This is a genomic window from Microcoleus sp. AT8-B5 (assembly GCF_036705565.1).
Classification (GTDB): domain Bacteria; phylum Cyanobacteriota; class Cyanobacteriia; order Cyanobacteriales; family Microcoleaceae; genus Microcoleus.
This window is the reverse complement of record NZ_JAUBUY010000077.1, coordinates 1-22,095: the sequence shown is the minus strand read 5'-3', so window position 1 is coordinate 22,095 and position 22,095 is coordinate 1. Positions and strand designations below refer to the sequence as shown.

The following is a 22,095-nucleotide window of genomic DNA, read 5'->3' as shown; positions in this document are numbered from 1 at the left end:
TACTTAAATGGCTTAATTGGTAGACCGCCAAAAACTGCACAAGTATAAATACTTATTGCAAAAGTGACATGCTCCCTATTTATTTGGCTTCAGTCCATCTTGATAAAGATTACTCCAAGTAGCCAAGCCCCAATTATAAGTAAACCTTGCTATTCCAGCGTGCTTGCTCATTATTGTGGCTTGACTTTTGCTTAGCTTTAGCTTTGTTTTGATGGACAGAAGCATTGTTCGACCTCAACACTGTATTTCTTGATTGCTCAATTTTGCCAGTTCTTGTACGGGCTTGTCAATAGCATTTTTTAGGTTTTCTTTGAGCTCTTTGGAGTAATTTCGTAGACCGTATAGACGGCAAGAGAAGCAGTGGATTATCGCCATCAAATCTTCTACTAATTCATGCTGGGGGGACAACGATAATTGATTGGCGACTACAATTTCGCATCCAACCGACGTGGCAAGCTCTTGGATGAATTCAAAAGCAAAGCGACACATTCTGTCTTTGTGTGCAATTACAATTATTGATATTTCACCTTTGAGCATTGACAGCATGATTGCTAGAAACTTTTTCCTTTTAAAATTTAGTCCGCCCCCAATTTCTGACACCCAATCATCGACTGTTAATCCTCGACAAGGGCAGAAAGCTTCCATTGCCAGCATCTGATTTTTGAGTTCCGGTTTCTGTCCACTGGACGAAACAAGGGCGGTAGACGACCGTTTTTCGGTTGGCTTCTATGGGCTTCAATCCGTTGGCTATCAAGAGATCATCTTCGGTGTAGAACCGATGACCTGACAGGGTGCGCAAGGCTTGCAACTTCCCTGAAACGTCCCAACGTTGGAGTGTTTTTACTGACAATCCCAGCTTTTTTGCGAAAACGCGCGAGCTTAAACAAAATGGTACACCGCATATTTGTCTATAAGTGTATCATTTTGTCTATTTATTCGCTACCTAGGGACTAGCTCTGTTCTCCCTTCTTCCTTCTCCCTTCTTCCGACGGACATCGGACTGACATCCGTTACATCCCTTACACAATCCGTTGCCGAACCTTCTTCCTAACTAATTGGAGGGCCCGCCATCTTGCGGTGGAGTGGCGACTCCAGGACTGAAATTGGGAGCAGCGGGTGCAGGCGAAACAGGAGGAATGCCCTGATTTGCCCCAAAGTTGCTAGGCTGCCCAGGAGCCGGGAGAGGGGATTGAAACTGATTCGGATTGAACTGCTGCTGCCCGGGAGCGGGGAGAGGGGATTGAAACTGATTGGGGTTGAACTGTTGCTGCCCCGGAGGCACAGGAGACGGCAGAGGTTGACCTGAATTGCCGATCGCAGGTGTCGCGGGAATGCCAGAATTGGGAAGCGAGGGATTGGGCAATGGGGAGGAAGCCGAACTAGGAAGAGTTGCCAGGGCAACTCGATCGCCCCCTACCTCTCTCAATTTGTCTAAAACCTCGACAACCTTGGCATATCTAGCATTTTGAGGAGCGTACAGCACCATCAACCCCGTAGGATTTTGGCTTTGGAAACTCTTTAAAACTCGATCGAGCTGTTGGTAATTAACAGGCAATTGGTCGATATAAGTTTGCCCGAAATCGTCAATGCTGACAATCAGCATCTCTCGCATCTGCGTTTGTCCAGTCTTCGCTTTAGGCAAATCGACATTAATGGCTTGCTGGCGAGTCAGTTGCAAAGCCGCCAGGAGAAAAAACGTCAGAATGCAAAATATCACGTCAATTAAAGGCACCAGTTCAATCCGAGCCTCTTCAGCAGGAGTATCTAGATTAATCTTCATTAGTTCTCAGGAGTTTTAATTATTAGAAGGAGAATCTTCAGCCGGATCGGAACCTTTCAATTTCGGCTCCCGATTCCGTTCTCCCGGTTCTTGAGAATTGAGAGAACGCCTGTTCAAACCATCTGCACCAAAGGAAGAATTGCTGTATTCGGCACCGGGCGCTCGACCCTTAGCATTAGCAGCAGGCCAGTATTGTCTGTAAAGCAATTCGAGTTCATTTCCAGCTTTGCGAAATATTTTTGCCTGGTTGAACAAAAAAGCTTGAAATATCCGATAAAACACCAAGGTAAAAATTGCTACTACCATCCCAGTAGCAGTCGTAATCAGCGATTCGCCAATGCCCGATGTCACGCCACTCGTGGCCGCCGTGCCGATGTCGCCCAGACGGATGGAACTGAGCGAGTTAATCAAGCCCAGGACTGTTCCCAGCAAGCCCAGCAAAGGCGCCAGAGCGATCGTAGCTTCTAAGATTTTGTCGCCGCGGCGCATCGAAGCCAACTCTTCATCGGCTGCTGCTTCGAGTGCGAGTCGAAATAAATCTGGTTCGGGATTGTAGAGCCGCAGGGGTGCAGAAAGAAATCGCCCGATCGGCTGTCTGTTAGCTTGTCTGGCCATCTCGTTAGCCACCCCCCAATCGCTGCGAGCGGCTTCCAGAATGCGGCTAACTATCTGCTTTTCTTTGCTCAGGAGGCTTGCCCAAAACCACAAACGCTCGATAATTGTACTCAAAGATAAAATCGATAACACCAACAGGGGCCACATGGCGGGGCCGCCTTTTTGAAACAGTTCTTGAATATTCACAATATTTTTGCTCCTGCAGTACCCGCTAACTTTTGCTTCTGTTCTACTTTTTTTTACAAATCTAAGGCCATTTAATTTTAGCTATTAATGTACTCAGGACTTACGCACTCGCCACTAAAGAAAGCCGGTTTTGCGAACAGCCCCTTGGGGTGCAACTAAGTATTTTCGTCAAGGAAACCCGGTTTCTGGGTAAGTCTTGGTACGGTTTTCTAGTACCTACGGCCGATGGGCGGCGACTTCCTCACAATTCCTCTAAGTCTTGACACATATCTTGGAGTGACTGGTGTTGAAGGCGGCGGGAAGAGCGGCGATATTTTTTAGTTTGCAGCTTCGGTTCGTAATGCTGCGTACCATCCGACTTGGTTTGCTGCTTCAAACTCGATTCGGCGCTGCTGGAGTTTTGCAGAGCTTGTTCGCGGACGATCGCCTCTTCGAGAAACTGCAAGTAATACTCATAGCGCTCCCAACCCCCCCGCACGACACAGTTAGGCTCGTCTCGGTGCGAACAGTCGCTAAACTGGCAGCTACCCAAAGCCAGCCTCTGGCGCGCTTCTGGGAAATATTCCGCTAACTCGGACGGATCGCATTCGAGAGCCGGTTGATTAAAGCCCGGAGTATCGGCCAAAAGTCCGCCGCCGGGGAGTTCAAATAGTTCGACGTGGCGAGTCGTGTGGCGCCCGCGGCCGAGTTTGCCGGAAACAGCGTTCACTCGCAGATTCAGGGCCGGGATCAGTTGGTTGATCAAGCTGGACTTGCCAACCCCAGAAGGGCCACAAATTACCGTTATTCTTCCTTGCAGGTGGTCTAGAAGCAAGTTCGGCAACGGCATATGTACGGGATTTAACGGATGTAACGGCTTGACCGAATTTGGAAGGTGGGGGTTATCCTCATAAATCAGCAGAGATGGCTCTATTTTCTCCGCTAAGTCATTGAAATGCGGTTCCGAGGCAAAAATTTCATTTTGACCCTTAGCGGGGGCTTCATGAACTCCTAAACCGCTGCGGACGCTAATAAACATTGGTTCGTAGCCCCAGCCTGAAAGCCGATCGCGCCACTGTTCCAACTCATCGGGCGTGACCAAATCGCATTTGTTCAGGCACAAACTCACCTCTAAACCTGTAGATTCTGCCTTGACTAAAAACCGAGTTAATGATGCGGGATCTAAGTCTGGTTCGGCGAGGGCAAAAACCAGGAGAATGCGATCGGCATTAGCTACAGGCGGGCGGTTGAGTTCTGTTTGGCGGGGGAAGACTTCAGAAATTGCTCCCCGGCGGTCAGTCCAGTCCGGTTCGTCTACCACCACCCGATCGCCCACCATCACCTGTTGGCCAATTTTTTTGAGTCGAGTGCGACGAGTGCACAAGAGAATCGGAGAATCTGCAAGGGGGGCCTTTTCCCCGTCAATGGAGACTTCGGGATCTAACCTCACTTGGTAGAAGTTAGCCTGAACAGCAATTACAGTACCCACGATCGAGGGTGAATTCAGGCTCATCCTGCTTCCTGGTGTTCGGGGCGCTGCACTTTCATGGAAAAATAGCCCGACTCCGGCCCATCCGCGACAAATTGCGTTTCCAGAATCTGGTACCCTTCCATTTTCAGACTATCGGGCACTTGTTCGATCGGCTCCCCAGCATCCAGCCACACTTCCAAAACTGCTCCCGGTGCCATTTGCTCCAAGCGCAGTTTAGTGCGGACAAAATTCAGAGGACACGGAGTACCCCGCAGATCGATTTTGGCATCTGGGGATTTGGGATTTTCAATTTTCGATGTTGAATTCATAATACTTTTTGCAATCTCAAATCCTGAAAGCCGTAGTTTTTTAAACAAGTTGCCTGGAAACTGGAGAATCTAAAATTTTGTGTCCAATTGGACACAGACTGTTATTCTTTCTGAAAAAAGTGAGCGCAATTGCGCTCACTTTTTTGAGCGCTGCTGAAACGCAATGCCCAGGAAGCGTCCCACCTGAGATTTTTGTGAGCAATTCCACACAATTTTTTGACAAATACTAAAACCAATGGCTGGGGAATCCTGAAACAGGAAAATTTGACACCAATTGGTGTCAAAAATTGCTTATTTCTGAAACAAATTGCCCAGAAATCCTTCCAAACCGCCTTTACCAGTACGATCGCCCTTCAGCTTAGCAAGCTGCATCAGCAATTCCCGTTCCTCAGCCGTCACCTTAGTCGGAATGTCAATAGACACCGTAATCAAATGATCGCCGCGACTGACTGGATTTCCCAACCGAGGCACCCCTTTTTTCTCCAAAGTCAAAACAGTATTGGCCTGAGTTCCGCTAGGAATCAACAATTCCGTCGGCCCGTCTACGGTTTCCACTTCCAACCGGCACCCTAAAATTGCTTGCAAATAACTAATCTTAACTTCCGAGCTAACGTTAGTGCCGTCGCGCTTAAATAGCGGGTCTTCATTCACCGCCAAGAACACGTAAAGATCCCCAGGCGGCCCGCCCAGTTTGCCGGCATCCCCTTCATTGGAAACCCGCAAGCGAGTACCGTTGTCAACCCCAGCCGGAATTGTGATTTTCAGCTTTTTCATCACTTCTTTCTGGCCTCGGCCGCCACAAGTTTCGCACTTATCCTCAATCACTTGCCCGGTGCCGCTGCAAGTGGGGCAAACTGAAACTTGAGTAAAGCTGCCGAAAGGAGTGCGGGTAGCGCGTCGGACTTGACCACTGCCGGTACAAGTCGAGCAGGTTTGTGGTCTGGTTCCCGGTTTCGCGCCAGTCCCGGTGCAAGTTTCGCAGGTTTCTAGATGCTTGATGCGGAGTTCTTTTTCCCCACCAAACACTGCTTCTCGAAAATCCAGCCGCAAATCGAGGCGCAAATCGTCTCCGCGCACCGGCCCGCTGCGCCTGCGACCTTGCTGTTGTGGCCCACCGACGCCTCCCTGAAAGCCCTGAAAGAAGCTTTCAAAAATATCGGCAAAGCTGTCACCAAAGTCTTGGAACCCAGGCGCGCCTGCACCGCTGACGCCTGCTTCGCCGAAACGGTCGAAACGGGCGCGGGTTTCTGGTTCTGAGAGTACCTCGTAGGCGCGGTTAATTTCTTTAAACCGCTCCTCGGCACCGGATTCTTTGTTGACATCTGGATGGTACTTGCGAGCTAGGCGGCGGTAAGCACGCTTAATTTCTTCTTTGTCTGCGCTGCGAGAAACGCCTAATATTTCATAGTAATCACCGGCCATAGAGCTGCTTGCCTGGAGGTAAATAACAAAAAGTGTACGAAAAAGAAACGGGCTACCTTTCCTGAAATTACAGATTAAAAATCAAAAATTCTCATTGTTAATTTTTAACTTTTAATTTTTAGCTTTTCTGTTTTAAAGGAAAGGATTCATATCATCAACTTCTGGTTCGGGAACCTTCTGTTTTTGTTTTGACTGTGGACTTGACTGTGGACTTGACTGTGGATTTGACTGTGGACTTGACTGTGGATTTGACTGTGGACTTGGCTGTCGTTTTGACTGTCGCTCCGGCTTTGGTTCCGGCTTTGGTGCCGGCTTTGGTTCCGGCTTTGGTGCCGGCGGAGCTTGGGGCGCCACCAGCAGCTCTTCTTTCAGCAAAATGCTGTCGTCGTCCGCTTTAACCTCTTCTGGTTCTGATGATTCTACTTCTGACATCATCTCGCTTTCAACAACAGCTCCTGACGGGGCTACCCCGCTGCGGGCTTGGTCGTAGACTGCTGTCCCCAGCGAGTATAGCAGTTGCTTGAAAGATTCGATTGCGGGGGTGAGTTCCTCGATTGTGATGTCGGGGTTACTCATCGCTGCCCGCAAGGCTGCTGCGGCTGTTTCCGCTTCGGCCTTGAGCTCGTCACTCAGCAGTTGCGCGTTGGTTTTTAAAGTTACACCACAATTATAGACGAGGGAGTCAGCTTGATTTTTGAGTTCGACGAGTAGAGCGCGCTTGATGTCCTCGTCGGCGTAAAGTTCGGCTTCTTGTCGCATCCGCTCGACTTCGGTTTCGCTCAATCCCCCTGTATTGGAAATTTGGATGCTTTGTTCTTTTCCGGTTCCCTTGTCTTCAGCGGCAACTTTGAGAATCCCGTTGGCATCGATTTCAAAGGTAACTTCGATTTGAGGTACGCCGCGGGGGGCTGGGGGAATGCCTTTGAGCAGGAACTTGCCGAGACTTTTATTGTCTTTAACCAATGCCCGCTCGCCTTGGAGGACGTGAATTTCTACCGAGGTTTGCCCGTCTGTCGCCGTGCTGTACATTTGCGATCGGCTCGTGGGAATAGTTGTATTGCGATCGATTACTTTGGTAAACACCCCGCCCAAGGTTTCGAGTCCCAGGGAGAGCGGCGTCACATCGAGCAGCAGCAAGTCTTTGACTTCACCACCCAACACTCCGGCTTGAATTGCCGCGCCTACCGCTACAGCTTCGTCGGGATTGACGGATTTATCGGGAGAAACGCCCCCAAAATACTTGCTAATTGCCTGTTGAACTGCCGGAATCCGGGTTGAGCCTCCCACTAAAATAATTCTGTCTATGTCTTTGGGGGTCAAACTTGCGTCTTTGAGGGCTTGAGTCACCGGATCGATCGTCGCTTGCACCAAATGAGCCACCAGTTTTTCAAACTGAGCTTTGGAGAGTTCCATTTCCAAATGCTTCGGCCCTTTTTCGTCAGAAGAGATGAAGGGCAAATTGATTGAGGTGGATTCCCGGTTGGAGAGTTCGATTTTTGCTTTTTCGGCAGCTTCTCGGAGGCGCTGCAAGGCCATTTTGTCTTGTGAAAGGTCACTGCCTTCTTGAGTGCGGAAAGCTTCTACCAGCCACTGCACTATGCAGTCGTCAAAGTCATCTCCTCCGAGATGGTTGTTACCGGAGGTAGCGTTGACTTCAAAAATTCCGTCTCCCAGTTGCAGGATCGAAACGTCGAAAGTACCGCCGCCCAGGTCAAAGACCAAGATTTTCTGTTCTATATTTTGCTTGTCCAGCCCGTAGGAAAGGGCTGCAGCCGTCGGTTCGTTGACGATCCGCAGGACTTCTAGGCCGGCGATCGTACCGGCGTCTTTAGTAGCTTGCCGTTGGGCGTCTGTGAAGTAAGCTGGCACTGTAATCACGGCTTGTGTAACCGTTTGTCCCAAATAAGCTTCAGCATCTTGCTTGAGCTTTTGGAGTACCATTGCCGAGATTTCTTGGGGAGTGTGAACCTTGTTCCGAATTTGGACGTTAACGGTATCGTCTTTGCCTTTTATGCAGGTATAGGGAGTCCGCGCTCGTTCTTCTTCCGTGTCGTCCCACCGCCGTCCGATAAATCGTTTGATACTGTATACAGTATTTACAGCATTAGTTACAGCTTGCCGCTTGGCTAGTTGACCTACTAAGCGATCGCCCGCCTTGCCGAATCCTACTATACTCGGAGTTGTGCGACCGCCCTCGGAATTGGCGATCACGACGGGTTTACCGCCCTCTAACACAGCTACGCAACTGTTAGTTGTGCCTAAGTCAATTCCAATAATTTTTCCCATAGCGCCTCATAAAACTTTGTGGGATGTTTGGAAACCTCCAACTACAGGTTGGGGGAGGAAAAACGACTCAGCTTGTTTAAACAAGCATTACCAGACTAGATTTGTAGGAAATAAACTTGATGTCCTAAAGCAATATCAAAGACCGGTAAAAACATTTTTCAGAATTTTTGGATAAAGCGCTGACGTGCTTTTAGTCATCTTTAATTAATAAGTTGGTGAGTCTGCCACCTGGGCACCCCCGAATAGAATTCGGGGGTAAGTGACTTTAAGGAATGCAGTAGCTTGTATCCCGATTAACTTTCCGAACTATCGGGATTTTCATCTGAGGCTACCACAGATAGCCCAGCCGCTGCAACTTTCACTTTGGCGTGCCGCAAGACGCGATCGCCCAGAATGTAGCCGCGTTCTAGTTCTTGGATAATTGTGCCTTCCTCGTGTTCGTCAGTTGGCTCGCTGAGTAGAGCTTCGTGGATGTTGGGGTCAAACTGTTCGCCTTCGGGCCGCATCGGAGAAACCCCGATTTGCTTGAGGCTATCTACCATTTGCTTGTAAACACTTTGGTAGCTTTTGTGAATGTTCATTTCGCCGTCGGTTTGCGGCTTGATGTGCGATCGAGCGCGCTCGAAATTGTCAATTACCGGCAACAGGGGTTTAATCGTGAGACACCTTGCCTGTAAATCTAGCTCTTCTTTTTCCTTTTGGGTACGCCTGCGGAAGTTCTCAAAATCTGCTGCTAGGCGGAGATTTTGATTTTTCAGTTCTTCTAGTTGAGCCGATGTGGCTTGCAACTGAGTTTTTAAAGCCTCTTTTTCATCGTTGGCCTGGGCCAGTTCCTTCTTCCAAGGCTCCGCCCCGTCTGCAGTCGGGCTGTTGGTGGAACTGCCGGTGATGGTATCCCCGGATGCGTTTGCTGGCGGGCGATCGCCTTGAGAACTTTGATAAGCTCGAGCAAGTTCGAGCTCCCAATCCGCCGATTCGTTCGAGTTTCCTGATGCCGCCGGATTTTCGCTTGCCATTGGCGAACCCTCTGGGGTGGTTTCCCCAGTTGAGTTAGGATCTTGATCTTGCTGTTTTTCCTCGTCAATCATAAAAGCTGCGCGACAGAACCCTATCAATTCTAGCAGATACAGTTAACCCGGTAAATCTAGAGGACTCGAATTTACTGTGTATCAATACTCCGGACAGTTTTTAAGCAGCCAAAGTACCATAAGACAAGACTGAAGGAAGGTTGGGGTGATTTAAAATCAAATCCGGGTCTAAATCTAACTTATCAATAAAGGTACAAAGTAGATGCTTATTGAATTCTAGGCGTTTATAAGAAGCCATTGAAAACACAAACGATTTGGCAGATGAATGACAACTAGAGAGTTGATATTTGGCTAAATTTAAGGCAATCAGACTGGCATTAAAATGAAAATCCAGCCGTGGTAAATGACGAGCTTGACAATCAGATAATCCCGTAAATTGTTTAGCATCACGAAAAATAAATTCGATTTGAAAACGAGCCTGATAATATTCAACAATTTGCTCAGGTGGTAGATGAATATCAGTGCTAAATAATAAAGCATTTTTGATTTTGCCGTTGGATTGAACTTCAGAGATACAAGCCCACCTAATTTGGCAATTCAAACAACAACTCCAGACGACCAATGTATATAATGAAACCCCCGGTTTTATGTATTTGACAAAGTTAAGACGACTCAGGTCTTGACAGTCAACCTTACCATCATATTTTCGAGGAGCTCCCAGTTTATTTTGTTCGCCTGTATAAAGATAGCGTAGGTTGGCATCAACTCTTAGCTTGCCAATAAAGTCTAAATTCAACTCCCGCACAGCATCCCAGAATTTAGAGCGATAATAATAGCCATCAGCGACCATTTGGACGTACAGAAGTTGGGAAGAAACAACGAGTATTCTTCAAGTGTTTTGCATAGTCATCAACCCTTGTGATGTCAGGCGTTGAGCTGTGAGACTCCTGTTTTTTACGAGATTTCTTTGACCTGCTATTCTTCGGTTTTTGTGGCAGTTTTTTCACGGGCTTTATTTGAGGACGTGATGGAGTTTGTTGCACGCTTAAGCTATAAGATAAACGACTCTCAATTTCGACAATAGAAATTACAGAAATTTCCAAACCCTGTTCCGATTTCCCCGCTACACCATTATAAAAATAACCCTTGCCGTCAGTTTTTTTGCCACTTTTTTTTAAAAAAGAACAATCAATAACAGCAATGACTGTGTGTTCAGGATTTAAGGATTGTTCGAGGAAATATTGATTGAATTGTGGAAAGTTAAAGCTTTTGAGAAAGTGACGACGATAGGTTTTTTCACTCAAACAACTATAACGACTGAGATTCGTGAAGTTGACCTTGCCATAGCTCAGTAAAATAGTTGAGAATAAAGTGATTAAAAACTTCTTTTGGGGTTGACTAATCCCTGGCATTTGTTGTAAGATGGATTCCATAATGTTCATAAGGCAATCTGTTGAGCTTGTGTGTTTTTATAGCTTAACCTAAAAGAGTGCCTTTTTTTCTGTTTATTTTGGGTTCAGATTGCACTCACTTTTTTCACTTCTCTATTTTATTGCGATCCTATCCCTCTTTAAAAACTGTCCGGAGTATTGGTGTATGGCACAATGTGAAAAGAGGAAGTCTCGCCCGACCTGGAGACATTGCTCAAAGCTTTCCCTAAAATATTCAAAGCCCCGTTTAAATATTTAGGTATAATATTATGGCATTAATAGGGCCAATCCAATGTTTGTTGGTTCCTCATTTTTAATTAACGCGATCGCATTTACAACTTTTATAAGTATATTTTGCGGTTAAGTCTACTACAATATTTCCCATTTAGGAGGCTTGATGTTTCAAGGTTTACTTAAAACGATAGGGAATTAAAGTTATCATCGGTCACGCTGTTTTATTCGCAAGCTGACACTGCCATTTTTTACCATTTGCTGAGTTTGCCAAGTGGGGAGAAAAAGAAATTTGTATTGAGGAACTAAATAGTTAGGTGTGTGCTTGTGTAACTCAGACACTAGGTTTTTAATCTTGATGCGAATTGGGGGCGTGGTTTTTCAGAGTCAATAACGCCGAAGTTTCTTGAAGTGTGGAATTTTTGCCATTCAAATGATAGATATTAGCGGGTATGGCGACGATACTCATCTTTAGATAATATGGATATCTAATGGGCATCTTTCCAACATTTCTGAACCGTAAAACTTAGATCGCAAAGGTTCGGAAACCAGGGTATAATCAAAGTAATATTTACTGACCCAAAACTAGAGTTGCTCAAAATTTGCCCTGGGGGCTCATGCAGCCGACGATCGGGCAGTGACAGATCGCAGATAATTAATCAAAATATATTTCAAAAGGGCGATCGAGGCTTTCGTAAAAGCTATCATCACAGAACATAGCTCATATTTAATTTAGTAAAGCTAACCGCGCCACCACGGGCGCTGTAATTTGAGCAAACAATTTGGGAAAATAGAATTAGTCTGGGAGGGGGACACACCCCGCCCCGCTTTTCTCTCCCGGTACGGGGAACCCCCAAGTGATGTGCCCTGACGCTATAACGAGAGTATCCCGCAAGTTAATCAGGTAAATAAGCAACTTAGCACTCAACGAACAAGATTTGATTGCAAGCACCCGCAAATCCCTCCCAGGTCTCGTCAATTTGTGGACGCAGCTTAGAGGGGACTGCGAGCTTAAACTTGAGAGATAGGGATTGAGCCAGAAAATGATAGCTGATCCATAAGCAAAGAATACGGGGGTTAAAACCCCACGTTGGTTTTCCTCTCAGCACTTTTTGTGACTGAGTTTCCCACCTATTGAGTGTTTTTTATGACTAGCACATCCCCGCTTCGCTCCACATCCCTAGTTTCTGTGAGTCAATTTACTCCGGCTATCACCAAGATGATTCAGTCGGGTTACGTCAACGGCGAGCAAGTAAAACAAGCTCTAGTTGATAGCCGGAACTCCGGCAAGCGGTTGACGGAGGTATTAGAAGCACTTACCGGGCAGCCGTTGCCTCCAGAATTGCTGCGACTTTACAAGAAGCAGCAGATGTTTGAACGGAAGATAGTCTACGGCGTTGAAGCATTTGACCCGGAGATGAGCGAAATGTCTAACGAGCAACTCGGAGTTATGCTCGATGCGTTGAAGATTTCGATCGACATTTGTCACCAAGGTCGGTTTTTACCCGTAGCGAAGACTGAAACTGAGCCTGCGGCGGTTTTAGTGGCAATGGTAGATCCCGACAACCTCAACGCCATAGAAGATTTGCGGCGGATTTTACAGCCTCACGGCTTGGCTTTGCAGCGGCGAGTGATTACGCCGGACGACTACCAGGACATTACTTCTGCTTATCAAGACGAACAAGTTAAGAGGGAAGCTAAAAAAGCTGAAATCGAAAAGCAGAGAAAGATGGATTTAGGGGAGGGAGATTTTGGCGAGCTCTCGCTAGTAGAGGAGAGCACCGACCAAGAAGACCTCGCTAACACCTTGGACGATGCAGAGGCTGCTCCCGTAATTAAGGCCGTCAATATCATTTTGGCGAAAGCTTTGTCGGAAAAGGTGTCTGACATCCACGTAGAACCTCAAGAAGAGTTCATGCGGATTCGGATGCGGAAAGACGGAGTGCTGCAAGAGTATTTCCGGTTTCCCAAGCAGGTAGTCCAATCGATTACCGCTCGTTTCAAGATTATTGCCAACCTGGATATTGCCGAACGCCGACAAGCTCAAGACGGGCGCATCCGCCGGGTGTTTGAGGGACGCACGGTGGATTTCCGGGTCAACAGCTTGCCTTCCCGGTACGGTGAAAAAATCGTGCTGCGGATTTTGGACAGTTCCAGCACTCAGTTGGGTTTGGGTTTGTTAATCTCCGACGAAGAAACTCTGGCTTTAGTGCGAGAGAGTGCTAGCCGTCCGTTCGGACTGATTTTGGTGACGGGGCCGACGGGTTCGGGCAAGTCAACTACTCTGTACTCGATTCTGGCGGAACGGAACGATCCGGGGGTTAATATCAGTACGGCGGAAGACCCGATCGAATATGCTTTGCCAGGAATTACCCAATGTCAAGTAATTCGGGAAAAAGACTTGACTTTTTCCAACATTCTGCGGGCTTTTTTGCGGCAAGACCCTGACGTGATGCTGGTGGGGGAAACGCGGGACAAGGAAACGGCAAAAACTGCTCTGGAAGCTGCTTTGACGGGACACTTGGTGCTGACGACGCTGCACACGAACGACGCGGCCGGGGCAGTGGCGCGTTTGGCCGAAATGGGCGTAGAACCGTTCATGGTTTCGGCCGCTCTGTTGGGCGTGTTGGCTCAACGTCTGATGCGGCGCGTTTGCGACAAATGCTGCATTCCTTACCAGCCTACTGCAGCAGAACTCGGCAAGTACGGTCTGTCGGCTTCTCAAGAAATTGATCTAACTGTTTACAGAGCCAACACTATACCCGTGGAGGAAAGGAAGGAACTCGCAGACAACGAGCAACTTTGTCGGAAGTGCGGCGGCCTAGGCTACAAAGGACGGGTAGGGGTTTACGAGTTCCTGAAAAATACTGAGCGGCTTCAAACTCTGATCACTCAAGGAGCTCCCACAGAGCAAATTAAGGAAGCAGCAGTAGAAGAAGGGATGAAAACGCTGCTTGCTTACAGCTTGCAGTTGGTGCGGGAAGGCGCGACTACCTTTGAAGAAGTCGAGCGGGTGACGTTTACAGACTCTGGGCTGGAGGCTGAAATGAAAGCCAAACGCAAGCAGGGACTTACCTGCAAGACTTGTCAGGCGGAATTGAAGCCGGAGATGCTTGATTGTCCGTACTGTTTGACTCCGCGCTTTTTGGATTGATTCAGCAGTTAACTGTTGACTATTAACTGTTGACTCTTAACTGAGCTAGATTGGTCAATAACTATCATATCAATTCGATCGAGGAGAGGTATCTATGGGTCTGATGATTGAAGACGTACTGGAGTCCCTGGTAGAGCAAGGGGGTTCGGACATACACATCCAAGCGGGCGCGCCTATATTCTTCCGAGTCAGCGGTAAACTAACTCCTCAGACGCAATACGGAGACATTCTGTCTGCTGAGGAAGTGCAGATCCTAATTTTCCAAATGCTCAACAATATGCAGCGCAAGCAGTTGGAAATGGAGTGGGAACTCGACTGCGCTTACGGCGTTCGGGGATTGGCTCGGTTCCGGGTAAATGTCTACCGGGAACGGGGTGCTTGGGCTGCTTGTATGCGGGCTCTGGCTTCTAAGATTCCTAACGCAGATGCTTTAGGCGTGCCACAGGTTTTGCGGGATATGACGGAAAGACCCAGGGGTATGCTGTTGGTGACGGGACAAACGGGTTCCGGGAAAACTACTACGATGGCGGCTTTGTTGGATCTGGTCAACCGGACGCGGGCGGAACACATTCTAACCGTTGAAGACCCGATCGAATACGTGTTTCCCAATGTCAAGAGTTTGTTTCACCAGCGCCAAAAGGGCGAAGATACTAAGAGCTTTGCTAATGCTCTGAAAGCTGCTTTGCGCGAAGATCCTGATGTAATTCTCGTGGGGGAAATGCGGGACTTGGAAACGATCGGTCTGGCAATTTCGGCGGCAGAAACGGGTCACATGGTGATGGGAACGCTGCACACTAATTCGGCGGCTGCAACTATCGATCGGATTTTGGACGTGTTCCCGCCCATTCAACAACCCCAGGTTCGCGCCCAGGTGTCTAACTCTTTGGTGGGAATAGCCAGCCAAAATTTGGTAATAAAAGTTGGGGGCGGCCGCTGCTGCGCTATGGAAATCATGGTAAATACTCCAGCTATGGCTAACTTGATCCGGGAGGGAAAAACTCCGATGATTTACTCCCAAATCCAAATGGGGGCAAAATTGGGTATGAGGACGATGGAAATGGCCCTCGCTGAACTTTACAAGAGCGGTAAAGTCACTTGGGAATCGGCAATGGCCAAGGCTTCTAAGGCTGACGAACTCGAACGCTTGATCGGCCCGGCACCGGTTGGTAGCGCCCCGGTAAAAGCTCATTAGTTCCGTCAGCAGTCATTAGTCAGGAGTTCGCAGGCTGAATTAATGACTGATGACTGATGAGTCATAACTTTTAATAAATTTTCAGAGGTGAGCTGTGGCTACCAACGTTATCCGCCAAAAACCGAAAGGTGGCTTTGATTTCAGTAAGATTCAGGAGCAAATTGAATATAACCTTACCAGCCTTACTGTTAAGGATATGGCTATTTTTGCTCGTCAGTTTGCGGCTATGTTTAATGCAGGGGTGGCGATCGTTCGATGCCTTTCCGTGCTGCACGAGCAGTGTTCTAATGCTAAGCTGAAGCGAGCGCTCAGAAGCATGAATGCTGACGTTCAGGAGGGGATAAACTTGGCAGAGGCGATGGCTAAGTTTCCTGATGTGTTTGACCAACTGTTTATCAGTATGGTGGCGGCGGGAGAAGTCGGGGGGGTACTAGATGAAACCCTAGACCGTCTGGCGGTGATGATGGAAAAAAATCACAAGACGGAATCCGAAATTAATTCGGCTATGTCTTATCCGAAGACGGTGCTTTCCATCGCGATCGTGATTTTTTTCGCAATGACCATATTCTTGCTACCAACTTTCGCTAAAATCTTTAAGGATATTGGTGCAGATTTGCCGGCTTTTACGGTGATGATGTTGGCAATTAGTTCATTTTGTACCGCTTGGCCTCCGATTCAACAGGTGACAGTTATTGGGGTAATTATAGCGCTAAAAATTGCCTTCGATATGTACTACAAAACTCCCATAGGTCGCCTACAAATTGATAGAATTGCGATGAAATTGCCGGTGTTTGGCGATTTGATCGAAAAATCTGCGGTGGCTAGGTTTTGCGTGATATTTGGGTCGCTGACGCGATCGGGCGTGCCGATTCTCAATTCTTTGGAAATTGTGCGAGATGTGGCGGGAAATCAGGCGATATCTAATGCGATCGAATATGCGAGACAGGAAATTCAAGGCGGCGGCATGATCAGTATTGCTTTGCAAGAACAAGCTGTTTTTCCGTCTTTGGCCATCCAAATGATGGCAATTGGCGAGGAGACAGGGGAACTTGACAAGATGCTGATGAAAGTTGGCGCTTTCTACGAAACGGAAGTGGAAGAAGCAGTAAAAGGACTTACCAGTATGCTAGAACCTCTGATGATTGTGGTCGTCGGTGGTATCGTAGGTTCAATTTTGCTGTCGATGTATCTGCCGATGTTCGCAGTCTTCCAGAAGCTGTAAAAAAGTGCTAATTAGTTATTAGTTATTAGTTAGTAACAATTAACGCCTGACCAATGACTATTTCAATCTTTCCCAGGCTCTGCCTGGGCAGACTTTTGGAGGAGGCACATCCTCTATTAAAAGGAGAAAACAATTTGGAGGCTCTGCCTCCAAATCTTCATTACCAGGGTCTTCCCATTGGTGACAAATTACGAAAATGTCACAAAAGTCAAGTAGGATAGGTAGACCGATTTAACTGCTGCCTAATCCTGGCTTTACGCTCCAGGGTAAACGCATCTTAATTGGAACCCCAAATATGCTACAGTTAAATCCGAATAAATTTAAATGTAGTTATTGTCGTTGATGGATGCTATCAATGGCAAAAGGTTTTACTCAAACTTTAACTCACCAACCAAAACAAACAGATTCATTGCCTTCGGTGAATATTATATTAAATGGCAGGTTTTTAGAATATTTTGCCAATTTGAACTACCCCAGAATAGAAAGAATAAAAAAAGTTACTCAGAGATATTACAGCGTAATCGCATCTTAATTAAGGTATAATGGTGAGGGAAATTTTTAAAACATTTGACAGCATCATTCAAGCGCAGCTCGTAAACTAAGGAAGAAAAATTGAGTGTGATGCTGATAGCCAGCTAAGCACGCTCGCTGGGGTTCCACCTAGTTGATTTATCTCCATCACGTGCTCTTGCCTAGGGCGTGTTTTCAAACTATAACCACAACAGAATGCAGGCGATCGCGATCGTGGCTGTATAATTGGCAGGCAGCTTCTCATATCGAATAGCGCTCCGACTCCATTGCTTGAGTCGCTTGATAGCACGTTCAACAATGTTCCGTTGCCGATAGATTTCACGGCAGCCTTTTTCCATCTGCCTCAGTGAGAGATACCTGCCGGGAGTCCATTCCCAGTTTAACTACTTGTTGGTGGCCCATCCCGTCTCCACCGCAGCCCTGCCTCTGGCAGGTGCATTTTATGTCATTTGTCAAGTACAATTTATACCAAATTAGATGCGATCGCCCTGCACTAATAACCCATAAATATGGTTCACTTTAACGTTGCCTTTCAACACTTTAACTCCTTCACCGACATTACCCTATCCCTGGCCAAAACTTTAGACCAAATGGGAATTCCTATTTCGGTCGAACCTTCAACAATAGCCTCTCATCTCAGCCGCCATTCCACAGCAGAAGAAAACGACCTGCTAGAGAAGTGGATGAACACCACACCCTCAGATTTATTTCAGATCAAATGGTCTCATTATTGGAAACCTTATTTTTTAAAAGAACTCAACGGACATCTCAACTTAGAACTTTTTGCTATCAATTACGAATTCGCCAAAAACCATGATGATTATGATTACTGGATTTACGATGCTGTTAACACTTCATCCCACAAACTAGCCGTCAGCCAATATTCTAAAAACGTTTTAATAAAAGCTGGATGTCCGCCGGCTAACGTATCAGTCATGCCTCTAGGTTTCAATCCTTTAATCTCGCAACTCTATTTGCCCAGACCGCAAAAAACCCAAAAAGATGTAAAGTATATTCTGCACATGACCAATTCTTTTGATTTGTATAGATTTGGCACGGATCTGGCAATTCAAGCTTTTTGTGAAGAGTTTAAAGATGATTCTAACGTAGAGTTAATTATCAAAGATGGTGGCAAAAATCCTGATGTTATAGTGGAACACCTCGTAAATATCGAAAAACAATTCGGCAAGTTCAAGTCAAAAGTTCAGGTAAAGCCTAAATTTTGTACTAAAGCAGAACTAGCTGATTTATACTTGTCAGCAGATGCTTTTTTAGCACCCTTTCGCGGCGAGGGTTTTGCGATTAAAATTTTGGATGCCTTTGCAGCAGGTTTGCCCGTTGCTATGACTATGTACGGCGGCCCGACTGAGTACGCCAATGCTGATAACTGCTATCCCATTGCTTACGATCTAGTTCCCGTGGGAAAGTGTTACGATACTGAGTATCTAAAAATCAGAAATGCTCCTCATTGGGCCGAGCCAAATGTTCAGTCGGTTCGCGAACAGTTGCGAAAAATTGTTGAAGACCCGATGCGTTTTCAGGTAGCTCAAAAAGCTAAAGAGACGGCAGATTTATTTAATTGGGAAGCTGCTGCTCAAAAATTGCTAAGATTAATGCGAAAGTTGTTTTAAGAGCAGAAATTATGGGACTCGAACGCAAAATGTTTAGGGGAATGTTTTCACCCGGAGAAGTGGTACGATTAAAACAGCCTTGTTTTACTCCCGGCCGATTGTTTGAGCCAGGAAAATATAACGCTGATGAGTTGCCGGATATCGCTTTTGATATGGGTTTGGTAGACCATTTGCCACCAGTCAAAGGCAAAAGTTCAGAAAATCTCAATGTTCAGAACCCGCCAGATCAAAACCTTGAGGAATAAACTCTCGTTGGCAGTAAGGACTTCAGTCCTAAAAATCCCTGTTGGTAGTAAGGACTTTAGTGCTGAAAATTAAAATAAATAATCAAAGACTCAAGTCCTGACTGCAAAAAAGATAAAGCCAAATTAACCATTTTGCTCTATCTGGGCAATTAACTGTTTCAAAACTTGACTAGCTTTATCGTTCTCAATCTGACAAGTTCCGGCATTCTGGTGTCCACCGCCGCCATACCTCAACATTAACTCCCCAATATTAGTTTTAGAAGTTTTGTTAAAGATTGACTTGCCAACTGCGAAAACAGTATTTTGTTGTTTCAGTCCCCAAAGTACGTGAATCGATATATTGCACTGAGGGAACAAAGCATAAATTACAAAACGATTTCCCGCATAAATCACATCTTCGTTACGCAAATCCAAAACAACTAAATTATTATAAACTTGGGCGCATCGCTGTATTTGCTCTTTAAATTTTTCTTCTTGCTCGAAGTAGAGGTCTACTCTTTCTTTTACATCAGGAAGCTGCAATATTTGGTCGATGGTATGATATTTGCAGTAATCGATTAACTGCATCATTAACTGATAATTGGAAACGGTAAATTCTTTAAACCTTCCCAACCCCGTTCGGGCGTCCATTATGAAGTTTAACAGCACCCATTCTTGCGGGTGCAGAACCTCTTCTTTGGCAAATTGAGCGGAATCTGATTTGTCAACTGCCACCATCATCGCCTCAGAAATATCAGGAAACTTTGCTTGGCCTCCATAATATTTGTACAGTACCCTAGCTGCAGAAGCTGCATAGGGATCGATGATGTGGTTGATTTTGATTTTCTCGTGTCTAAGAGTTTCGCTGAAATGGTGATCGAAAGCTAGATGAACTCCCTCAACATAGGGTAAATTGGTGCTAATATCGTTATTTGTTATTTCGATTTTCCCATCCTGCATATCTTTAGGATGCACGAATTTAATCTCGTCGATCATATCGAGTTCTTTGAGCAAAACTGCACAGACTAGACCGTCAAAATCGCTGCGGGTGACTAATCTGTATTTTTTAGTGAGTGGCATATGCTTCTGTGATAGGGAGGAACTGATCACCAGCTAATATAACGTATTACCCGATCGCTTTCCAATATGAACACAGACCCTTACGCTTGGATAGAGAAGGCCCTGGACACAGTTCGCCGTGCCAATTGGTATAGATCGCCAGAATCGATCGAAAGTTCCCCTGGGCCTGTGGTAAAGTTAGCAGGCCACAGCCTGATTAACTTTGCCAGCAACGATTATCTGGGACTTGCGGGCGATGACAGGTTAATTGAAGCTGCTATAGCTGCAACTAAGGAATTTGGTACGGGTGCGACGGGTTCGAGGTTGGTCAGCGGACACCGCGATTTGCACCGACAGTTAGAACAAGCTATTGCTAATTTAAAACAAACTGAAGATGCTTTAGTATTCAGTTCGGGATATTTGGCGAATCTAGGGGCGATCGCATCCGTTGTCGGCAAGCGCGATTTGATATTATCTGACAAGTACAACCATTCGAGCCTGAAAAACGGAGCCACACTCAGCGGTGCAACTGCCCTAGAGTACAGTCACTGCAATCTTGAGGATTTAAAAGCCAAGCTAGAGCAAAATCGCGCAAGGTATCGCAAGTGTTTAATTATTACCGATAGCGTCTTTAGCATGGATGGGGACTTGTGTCCGCTACCACAGTTGTTGGCTGTGGCCGAAACCTTTAACTGCATGGTATTAGTAGATGAAGCTCATGCTACGGGAGTTTTCGGTGCTAGCGGTGCCGGTTGTGCAGAACATTTCGGGTGTACGGGAACACCACTGATTCAAGTGGGGACACTCAGCAAAGCTTTGGGAAGTTTAGGTGGTTACGTTGCGGGATCTGCTGCTTTAATTGATTTTCTGCGTAATCGAGCTGCGAGTTGGATTTATACTACAGCATTGACGCCTGCTGACGCGGCTGCTGCTTTAGAAGCTGTGAGGATTGTACAGCAAGAACCAGAACGCCGAGTTCGGTTGCGACAAAATATCGAAACTTTCAAATATTGCGCGATTACCAATTACCAATTACCAATTAGTAATTCCCTCTCCCCAATTTTCACTCTTCCGTTAAAAGATGCAGCCTCCGCTTTAACAGTCGGCAGCAAACTCAAGGAAATGGGTATTTTTGCTCCAGCGATTCGGCCTCCGACTGTCAGCGTGAGTCGAATTCGGATTTCGCTGATGGCAACTCACGAGCTCGCACACCTTCAGCAGTTGGTAGAGGCGCTGAAGCAAGTTTTGAGTTTTGACTAAATGTTGAGTGCGTACCGCGCACCGCTTGACTAAATGTAAATGTTGGGCCTAAAAGCATCGGGCCTAAAAGCATCGGGCATCAGCCTAATGACTAATGACTACTGACTAATGACTAATGACTTCTGATTGTCAAGATATCGCTATTGACTTATGACCAATCTTATACAGGAGTTTGGTCGATCGGTCAACAACTGTAAATTTTTTGTAAATTTAGATACTTTTTGGAATTTAGCGCTATATTAGAGAAGTAGCAGGTACACCAAATTTAATATAAGGAACGTCCACCATGAACACAAATCGTCAAAACGTAAAAAAAGTAGCAGAAACCCACCGCGCTAACATTCACAAGCAACTGATGCACCGCATAGAAGTAGCGAGATCCAGTGGCAATCAAGATTTGGTTCGGGTGCTTGAAGAGGAAATGAGACAGCTTTAAAGAAGCTGGAACTAGAATTTGCCGTAGTTTGGTTTAGAGGGTTGTGCGAGAAATGCAGAATTCCGGCAACCGCTACCTGTGAAGTTTTGACTCCTCTCTTAGTTGGTAGGAAAAATCCCGGTTTTTTAAAGAAACCGGGATTTTTTATTGAGAAGGAAGAAGAAAGAGGGAACACTCCTGCACGCACAAACTCTATCTGTAGAGTGCGCCTCGTCCCCAAGAGATTTGCCAAAAATAGAATGTTATGTCGGTAAGTTGAATCAGGTATTTATGAATTTGCTGAGCTATGCGATTCATGCCTTGAATTGCTATGACCAAAAACGCGCCTCGGAGCAAATTAAAAATGACCATAGTAGGATTACGATTTGTACTTATATGCTGAATTAGGATGGGGTAAGAGTCGGTGTGAAAGACAGGCTGGGAATAACAAGGGAGGTAAGGAATGAGAATTAAATAACTTCCACAAGTTTGTGGGATGGGCCTAAGAGCCCGTCCCACAATAACAATTAAAATTGTAAGTTATTTAATTCGCGATCCTAAGAACCCATCTATTTAGGGCTTGCTGAAAAAGTCAGAAAACAGCATTTAGAAAGATGAGTGAATTTGAGCTGGCATCGGCAATATAAGTT

The 22,095-nt window shown here is 46.3% G+C and carries 20 protein-coding genes and 1 pseudogene; 7 read left to right on the top strand and 14 right to left on the bottom strand.

Annotated features, from left to right (window positions below; translation table 11 throughout):
* Window positions 1-75: 75 nt before the first annotated feature.
* The 11 genes and pseudogenes from QUB39_RS28980 to QUB39_RS28930 form a co-directional block, all read right to left on the bottom strand.
* Window positions 76-225: a helix-turn-helix domain-containing protein gene (locus tag QUB39_RS28980; RefSeq protein WP_333056050.1), complete on the bottom strand. Its 150-nt coding sequence runs from the start codon at window positions 223-225 to the stop codon at window positions 76-78.
* A 9-nt stretch (window positions 226-234) separates the two neighbouring features.
* A pseudogene (locus tag QUB39_RS28975) lies at window positions 235-904 on the bottom strand (IS607 family transposase).
* Window positions 905-1,051: 147 nt separating this feature from the next.
* Entirely contained in the window at window positions 1,052-1,780 is a 729-nt protein-coding gene (locus tag QUB39_RS28970) for a biopolymer transporter ExbD (RefSeq protein ID WP_333056049.1), read from the bottom strand.
* Between the two features lie 15 nt (window positions 1,781-1,795).
* Window positions 1,796-2,581, bottom strand: coding sequence for a MotA/TolQ/ExbB proton channel family protein (locus QUB39_RS28965; RefSeq protein ID WP_333212572.1), 786 nt, complete (start codon window positions 2,579-2,581; stop codon window positions 1,796-1,798).
* A 241-nt stretch (window positions 2,582-2,822) separates the two neighbouring features.
* The gene (gene rsgA / locus QUB39_RS28960; protein WP_333212569.1) at window positions 2,823-4,073 is read right to left on the bottom strand and encodes a ribosome small subunit-dependent GTPase A; all 1,251 of its coding nucleotides are present in this window, start codon (window positions 4,071-4,073) and stop codon (window positions 2,823-2,825) included.
* Window positions 4,070-4,360, bottom strand: a complete 291-nt coding sequence (locus tag QUB39_RS28955; RefSeq protein WP_333056046.1) for a sulfurtransferase TusA family protein — start codon at window positions 4,358-4,360, stop codon at window positions 4,070-4,072. Before QUB39_RS28955 ends, rsgA begins: the two co-directional genes overlap by 4 nt.
* Window positions 4,361-4,651: 291 nt before the next feature.
* Window positions 4,652-5,782, bottom strand: a complete 1,131-nt coding sequence (gene dnaJ, locus QUB39_RS28950; protein ID WP_333212567.1) for a molecular chaperone DnaJ — start codon at window positions 5,780-5,782, stop codon at window positions 4,652-4,654.
* A 132-nt stretch (window positions 5,783-5,914) separates the two neighbouring features.
* Window positions 5,915-8,068, bottom strand: coding sequence for a molecular chaperone DnaK (dnaK, locus tag QUB39_RS28945; protein WP_333212565.1), 2,154 nt, complete (start codon window positions 8,066-8,068; stop codon window positions 5,915-5,917).
* 293 nt (window positions 8,069-8,361) lie between these two features.
* Complete coding sequence (grpE, locus tag QUB39_RS28940; protein ID WP_333056043.1) at window positions 8,362-9,156, bottom strand: nucleotide exchange factor GrpE; 795 nt, start codon at window positions 9,154-9,156, stop codon at window positions 8,362-8,364.
* Between the two features lie 100 nt (window positions 9,157-9,256).
* Entirely contained in the window at window positions 9,257-9,946 is a 690-nt protein-coding gene (locus tag QUB39_RS28935) for a transposase (RefSeq protein WP_333056042.1), read from the bottom strand.
* Window positions 9,936-10,529: a hypothetical protein gene (locus QUB39_RS28930; protein ID WP_333485221.1), complete on the bottom strand. Its 594-nt coding sequence runs from the start codon at window positions 10,527-10,529 to the stop codon at window positions 9,936-9,938. The genes QUB39_RS28935 and QUB39_RS28930 overlap by 11 nt, the downstream gene beginning before the upstream one ends.
* Window positions 10,530-11,904: 1,375 nt before the next feature.
* Here QUB39_RS28930 and QUB39_RS28925 point away from each other — a divergent pair.
* From QUB39_RS28925 to QUB39_RS28915, 3 genes are all read left to right on the top strand, one after another.
* A complete protein-coding gene (locus QUB39_RS28925) occupies window positions 11,905-13,911 on the top strand; it encodes a GspE/PulE family protein (protein WP_333212562.1) in 2,007 nt (668 codons plus the stop codon).
* A 94-nt stretch (window positions 13,912-14,005) separates the two neighbouring features.
* A complete protein-coding gene (locus QUB39_RS28920; protein WP_333056039.1) occupies window positions 14,006-15,103 on the top strand; it encodes a type IV pilus twitching motility protein PilT in 1,098 nt (365 codons plus the stop codon).
* 94 nt (window positions 15,104-15,197) lie between these two features.
* Window positions 15,198-16,325, top strand: coding sequence for a type II secretion system F family protein (locus QUB39_RS28915; RefSeq protein ID WP_333056038.1), 1,128 nt, complete (start codon window positions 15,198-15,200; stop codon window positions 16,323-16,325).
* A 710-nt stretch (window positions 16,326-17,035) separates the two neighbouring features.
* Here QUB39_RS28915 and QUB39_RS30705 read toward each other — a convergent pair.
* Window positions 17,036-17,194 (bottom strand): transposase, encoded by a 159-nt coding sequence (locus QUB39_RS30705; RefSeq protein ID WP_445243020.1) that lies wholly within the window; start codon window positions 17,192-17,194, stop codon window positions 17,036-17,038.
* A gap of 171 nt (window positions 17,195-17,365) precedes the next feature.
* Here QUB39_RS30705 and QUB39_RS28910 point away from each other — a divergent pair, with 171 nt between their 5' ends.
* Both QUB39_RS28910 and QUB39_RS28905 read left to right on the top strand, forming a co-directional pair.
* The gene (locus QUB39_RS28910; RefSeq protein WP_333056037.1) at window positions 17,366-18,487 is read left to right on the top strand and encodes a glycosyltransferase family 4 protein; all 1,122 of its coding nucleotides are present in this window, start codon (window positions 17,366-17,368) and stop codon (window positions 18,485-18,487) included.
* An 11-nt stretch (window positions 18,488-18,498) separates the two neighbouring features.
* On the top strand, window positions 18,499-18,732 hold the full coding sequence (locus QUB39_RS28905; RefSeq protein WP_333056036.1) for a hypothetical protein: 234 nt from the start codon (window positions 18,499-18,501) through the stop codon (window positions 18,730-18,732).
* 123 nt (window positions 18,733-18,855) lie between these two features.
* Here the strand turns inward: QUB39_RS28905 and QUB39_RS28900 are convergent, their stop codons facing one another.
* The gene (locus tag QUB39_RS28900) at window positions 18,856-19,791 is read right to left on the bottom strand and encodes an exopolyphosphatase (RefSeq protein WP_333056035.1); all 936 of its coding nucleotides are present in this window, start codon (window positions 19,789-19,791) and stop codon (window positions 18,856-18,858) included.
* Window positions 19,792-19,857: 66 nt separating this feature from the next.
* Here QUB39_RS28900 and bioF point away from each other — a divergent pair, with 66 nt between their 5' ends.
* Both bioF and pirA read left to right on the top strand, forming a co-directional pair.
* The gene (bioF, locus tag QUB39_RS28895) at window positions 19,858-21,030 is read left to right on the top strand and encodes an 8-amino-7-oxononanoate synthase (protein ID WP_333056034.1); all 1,173 of its coding nucleotides are present in this window, start codon (window positions 19,858-19,860) and stop codon (window positions 21,028-21,030) included.
* 286 nt (window positions 21,031-21,316) lie between these two features.
* The gene (gene pirA / locus QUB39_RS28890) at window positions 21,317-21,466 is read left to right on the top strand and encodes an arginine synthesis PII-interacting regulator PirA (protein ID WP_172185012.1); all 150 of its coding nucleotides are present in this window, start codon (window positions 21,317-21,319) and stop codon (window positions 21,464-21,466) included.
* 192 nt (window positions 21,467-21,658) lie between these two features.
* On the opposite strand, the gene QUB39_RS28885 is transcribed toward pirA, so the two are convergent.
* Window positions 21,659-21,817 carry a hypothetical protein gene (locus QUB39_RS28885; protein ID WP_333212558.1) on the bottom strand — a complete coding sequence of 53 codons (159 nt, stop codon included), beginning with the start codon at window positions 21,815-21,817 and terminating at the stop codon, window positions 21,659-21,661.
* Window positions 21,818-22,095 lie beyond the last annotated feature (278 nt).

What these genes read in the sequence shown, in the direction of transcription:
- QUB39_RS28980 (WP_333056050.1), bottom strand. Translation starts at nt 225, where the DNA reads ATGCTTCTGTCCATCAAAACAAAGCTAAAGCTAAGCAAAAGTCAAGCC.
- QUB39_RS28970 (WP_333056049.1), bottom strand. Translation starts at nt 1,780, where the DNA reads ATGAAGATTAATCTAGATACTCCTGCTGAAGAGGCTCGGATTGAACTG.
- rsgA (WP_333212569.1), bottom strand. Translation starts at nt 4,073, where the DNA reads ATGAGCCTGAATTCACCCTCGATCGTGGGTACTGTAATTGCTGTTCAG.
- QUB39_RS28955 (WP_333056046.1), bottom strand. Translation starts at nt 4,360, where the DNA reads ATGAATTCAACATCGAAAATTGAAAATCCCAAATCCCCAGATGCCAAA.
- dnaJ (WP_333212567.1), bottom strand. Translation starts at nt 5,782, where the DNA reads ATGGCCGGTGATTACTATGAAATATTAGGCGTTTCTCGCAGCGCAGAC.
- dnaK (WP_333212565.1), bottom strand. Translation starts at nt 8,068, where the DNA reads ATGGGAAAAATTATTGGAATTGACTTAGGCACAACTAACAGTTGCGTA.
- grpE (WP_333056043.1), bottom strand. Translation starts at nt 9,156, where the DNA reads ATGATTGACGAGGAAAAACAGCAAGATCAAGATCCTAACTCAACTGGG.
- QUB39_RS28935 (WP_333056042.1), bottom strand. Translation starts at nt 9,946, where the DNA reads ATGGTCGCTGATGGCTATTATTATCGCTCTAAATTCTGGGATGCTGTG.
- QUB39_RS28930 (WP_333485221.1), bottom strand. Translation starts at nt 10,529, where the DNA reads ATGGAATCCATCTTACAACAAATGCCAGGGATTAGTCAACCCCAAAAG.
- QUB39_RS28925 (WP_333212562.1), top strand. Translation starts at nt 11,905, where the DNA reads ATGACTAGCACATCCCCGCTTCGCTCCACATCCCTAGTTTCTGTGAGT.
- QUB39_RS28920 (WP_333056039.1), top strand. Translation starts at nt 14,006, where the DNA reads ATGGGTCTGATGATTGAAGACGTACTGGAGTCCCTGGTAGAGCAAGGG.
- QUB39_RS30705 (WP_445243020.1), bottom strand. Translation starts at nt 17,194, where the DNA reads ATGGAAAAAGGCTGCCGTGAAATCTATCGGCAACGGAACATTGTTGAA.
- QUB39_RS28910 (WP_333056037.1), top strand. Translation starts at nt 17,366, where the DNA reads ATGGTTCACTTTAACGTTGCCTTTCAACACTTTAACTCCTTCACCGAC.
- QUB39_RS28905 (WP_333056036.1), top strand. Translation starts at nt 18,499, where the DNA reads ATGGGACTCGAACGCAAAATGTTTAGGGGAATGTTTTCACCCGGAGAA.
- QUB39_RS28900 (WP_333056035.1), bottom strand. Translation starts at nt 19,791, where the DNA reads ATGCCACTCACTAAAAAATACAGATTAGTCACCCGCAGCGATTTTGAC.
- bioF (WP_333056034.1), top strand. Translation starts at nt 19,858, where the DNA reads ATGAACACAGACCCTTACGCTTGGATAGAGAAGGCCCTGGACACAGTT.
- pirA (WP_172185012.1), top strand. Translation starts at nt 21,317, where the DNA reads ATGAACACAAATCGTCAAAACGTAAAAAAAGTAGCAGAAACCCACCGC.
- QUB39_RS28885 (WP_333212558.1), bottom strand. Translation starts at nt 21,817, where the DNA reads ATGGTCATTTTTAATTTGCTCCGAGGCGCGTTTTTGGTCATAGCAATT.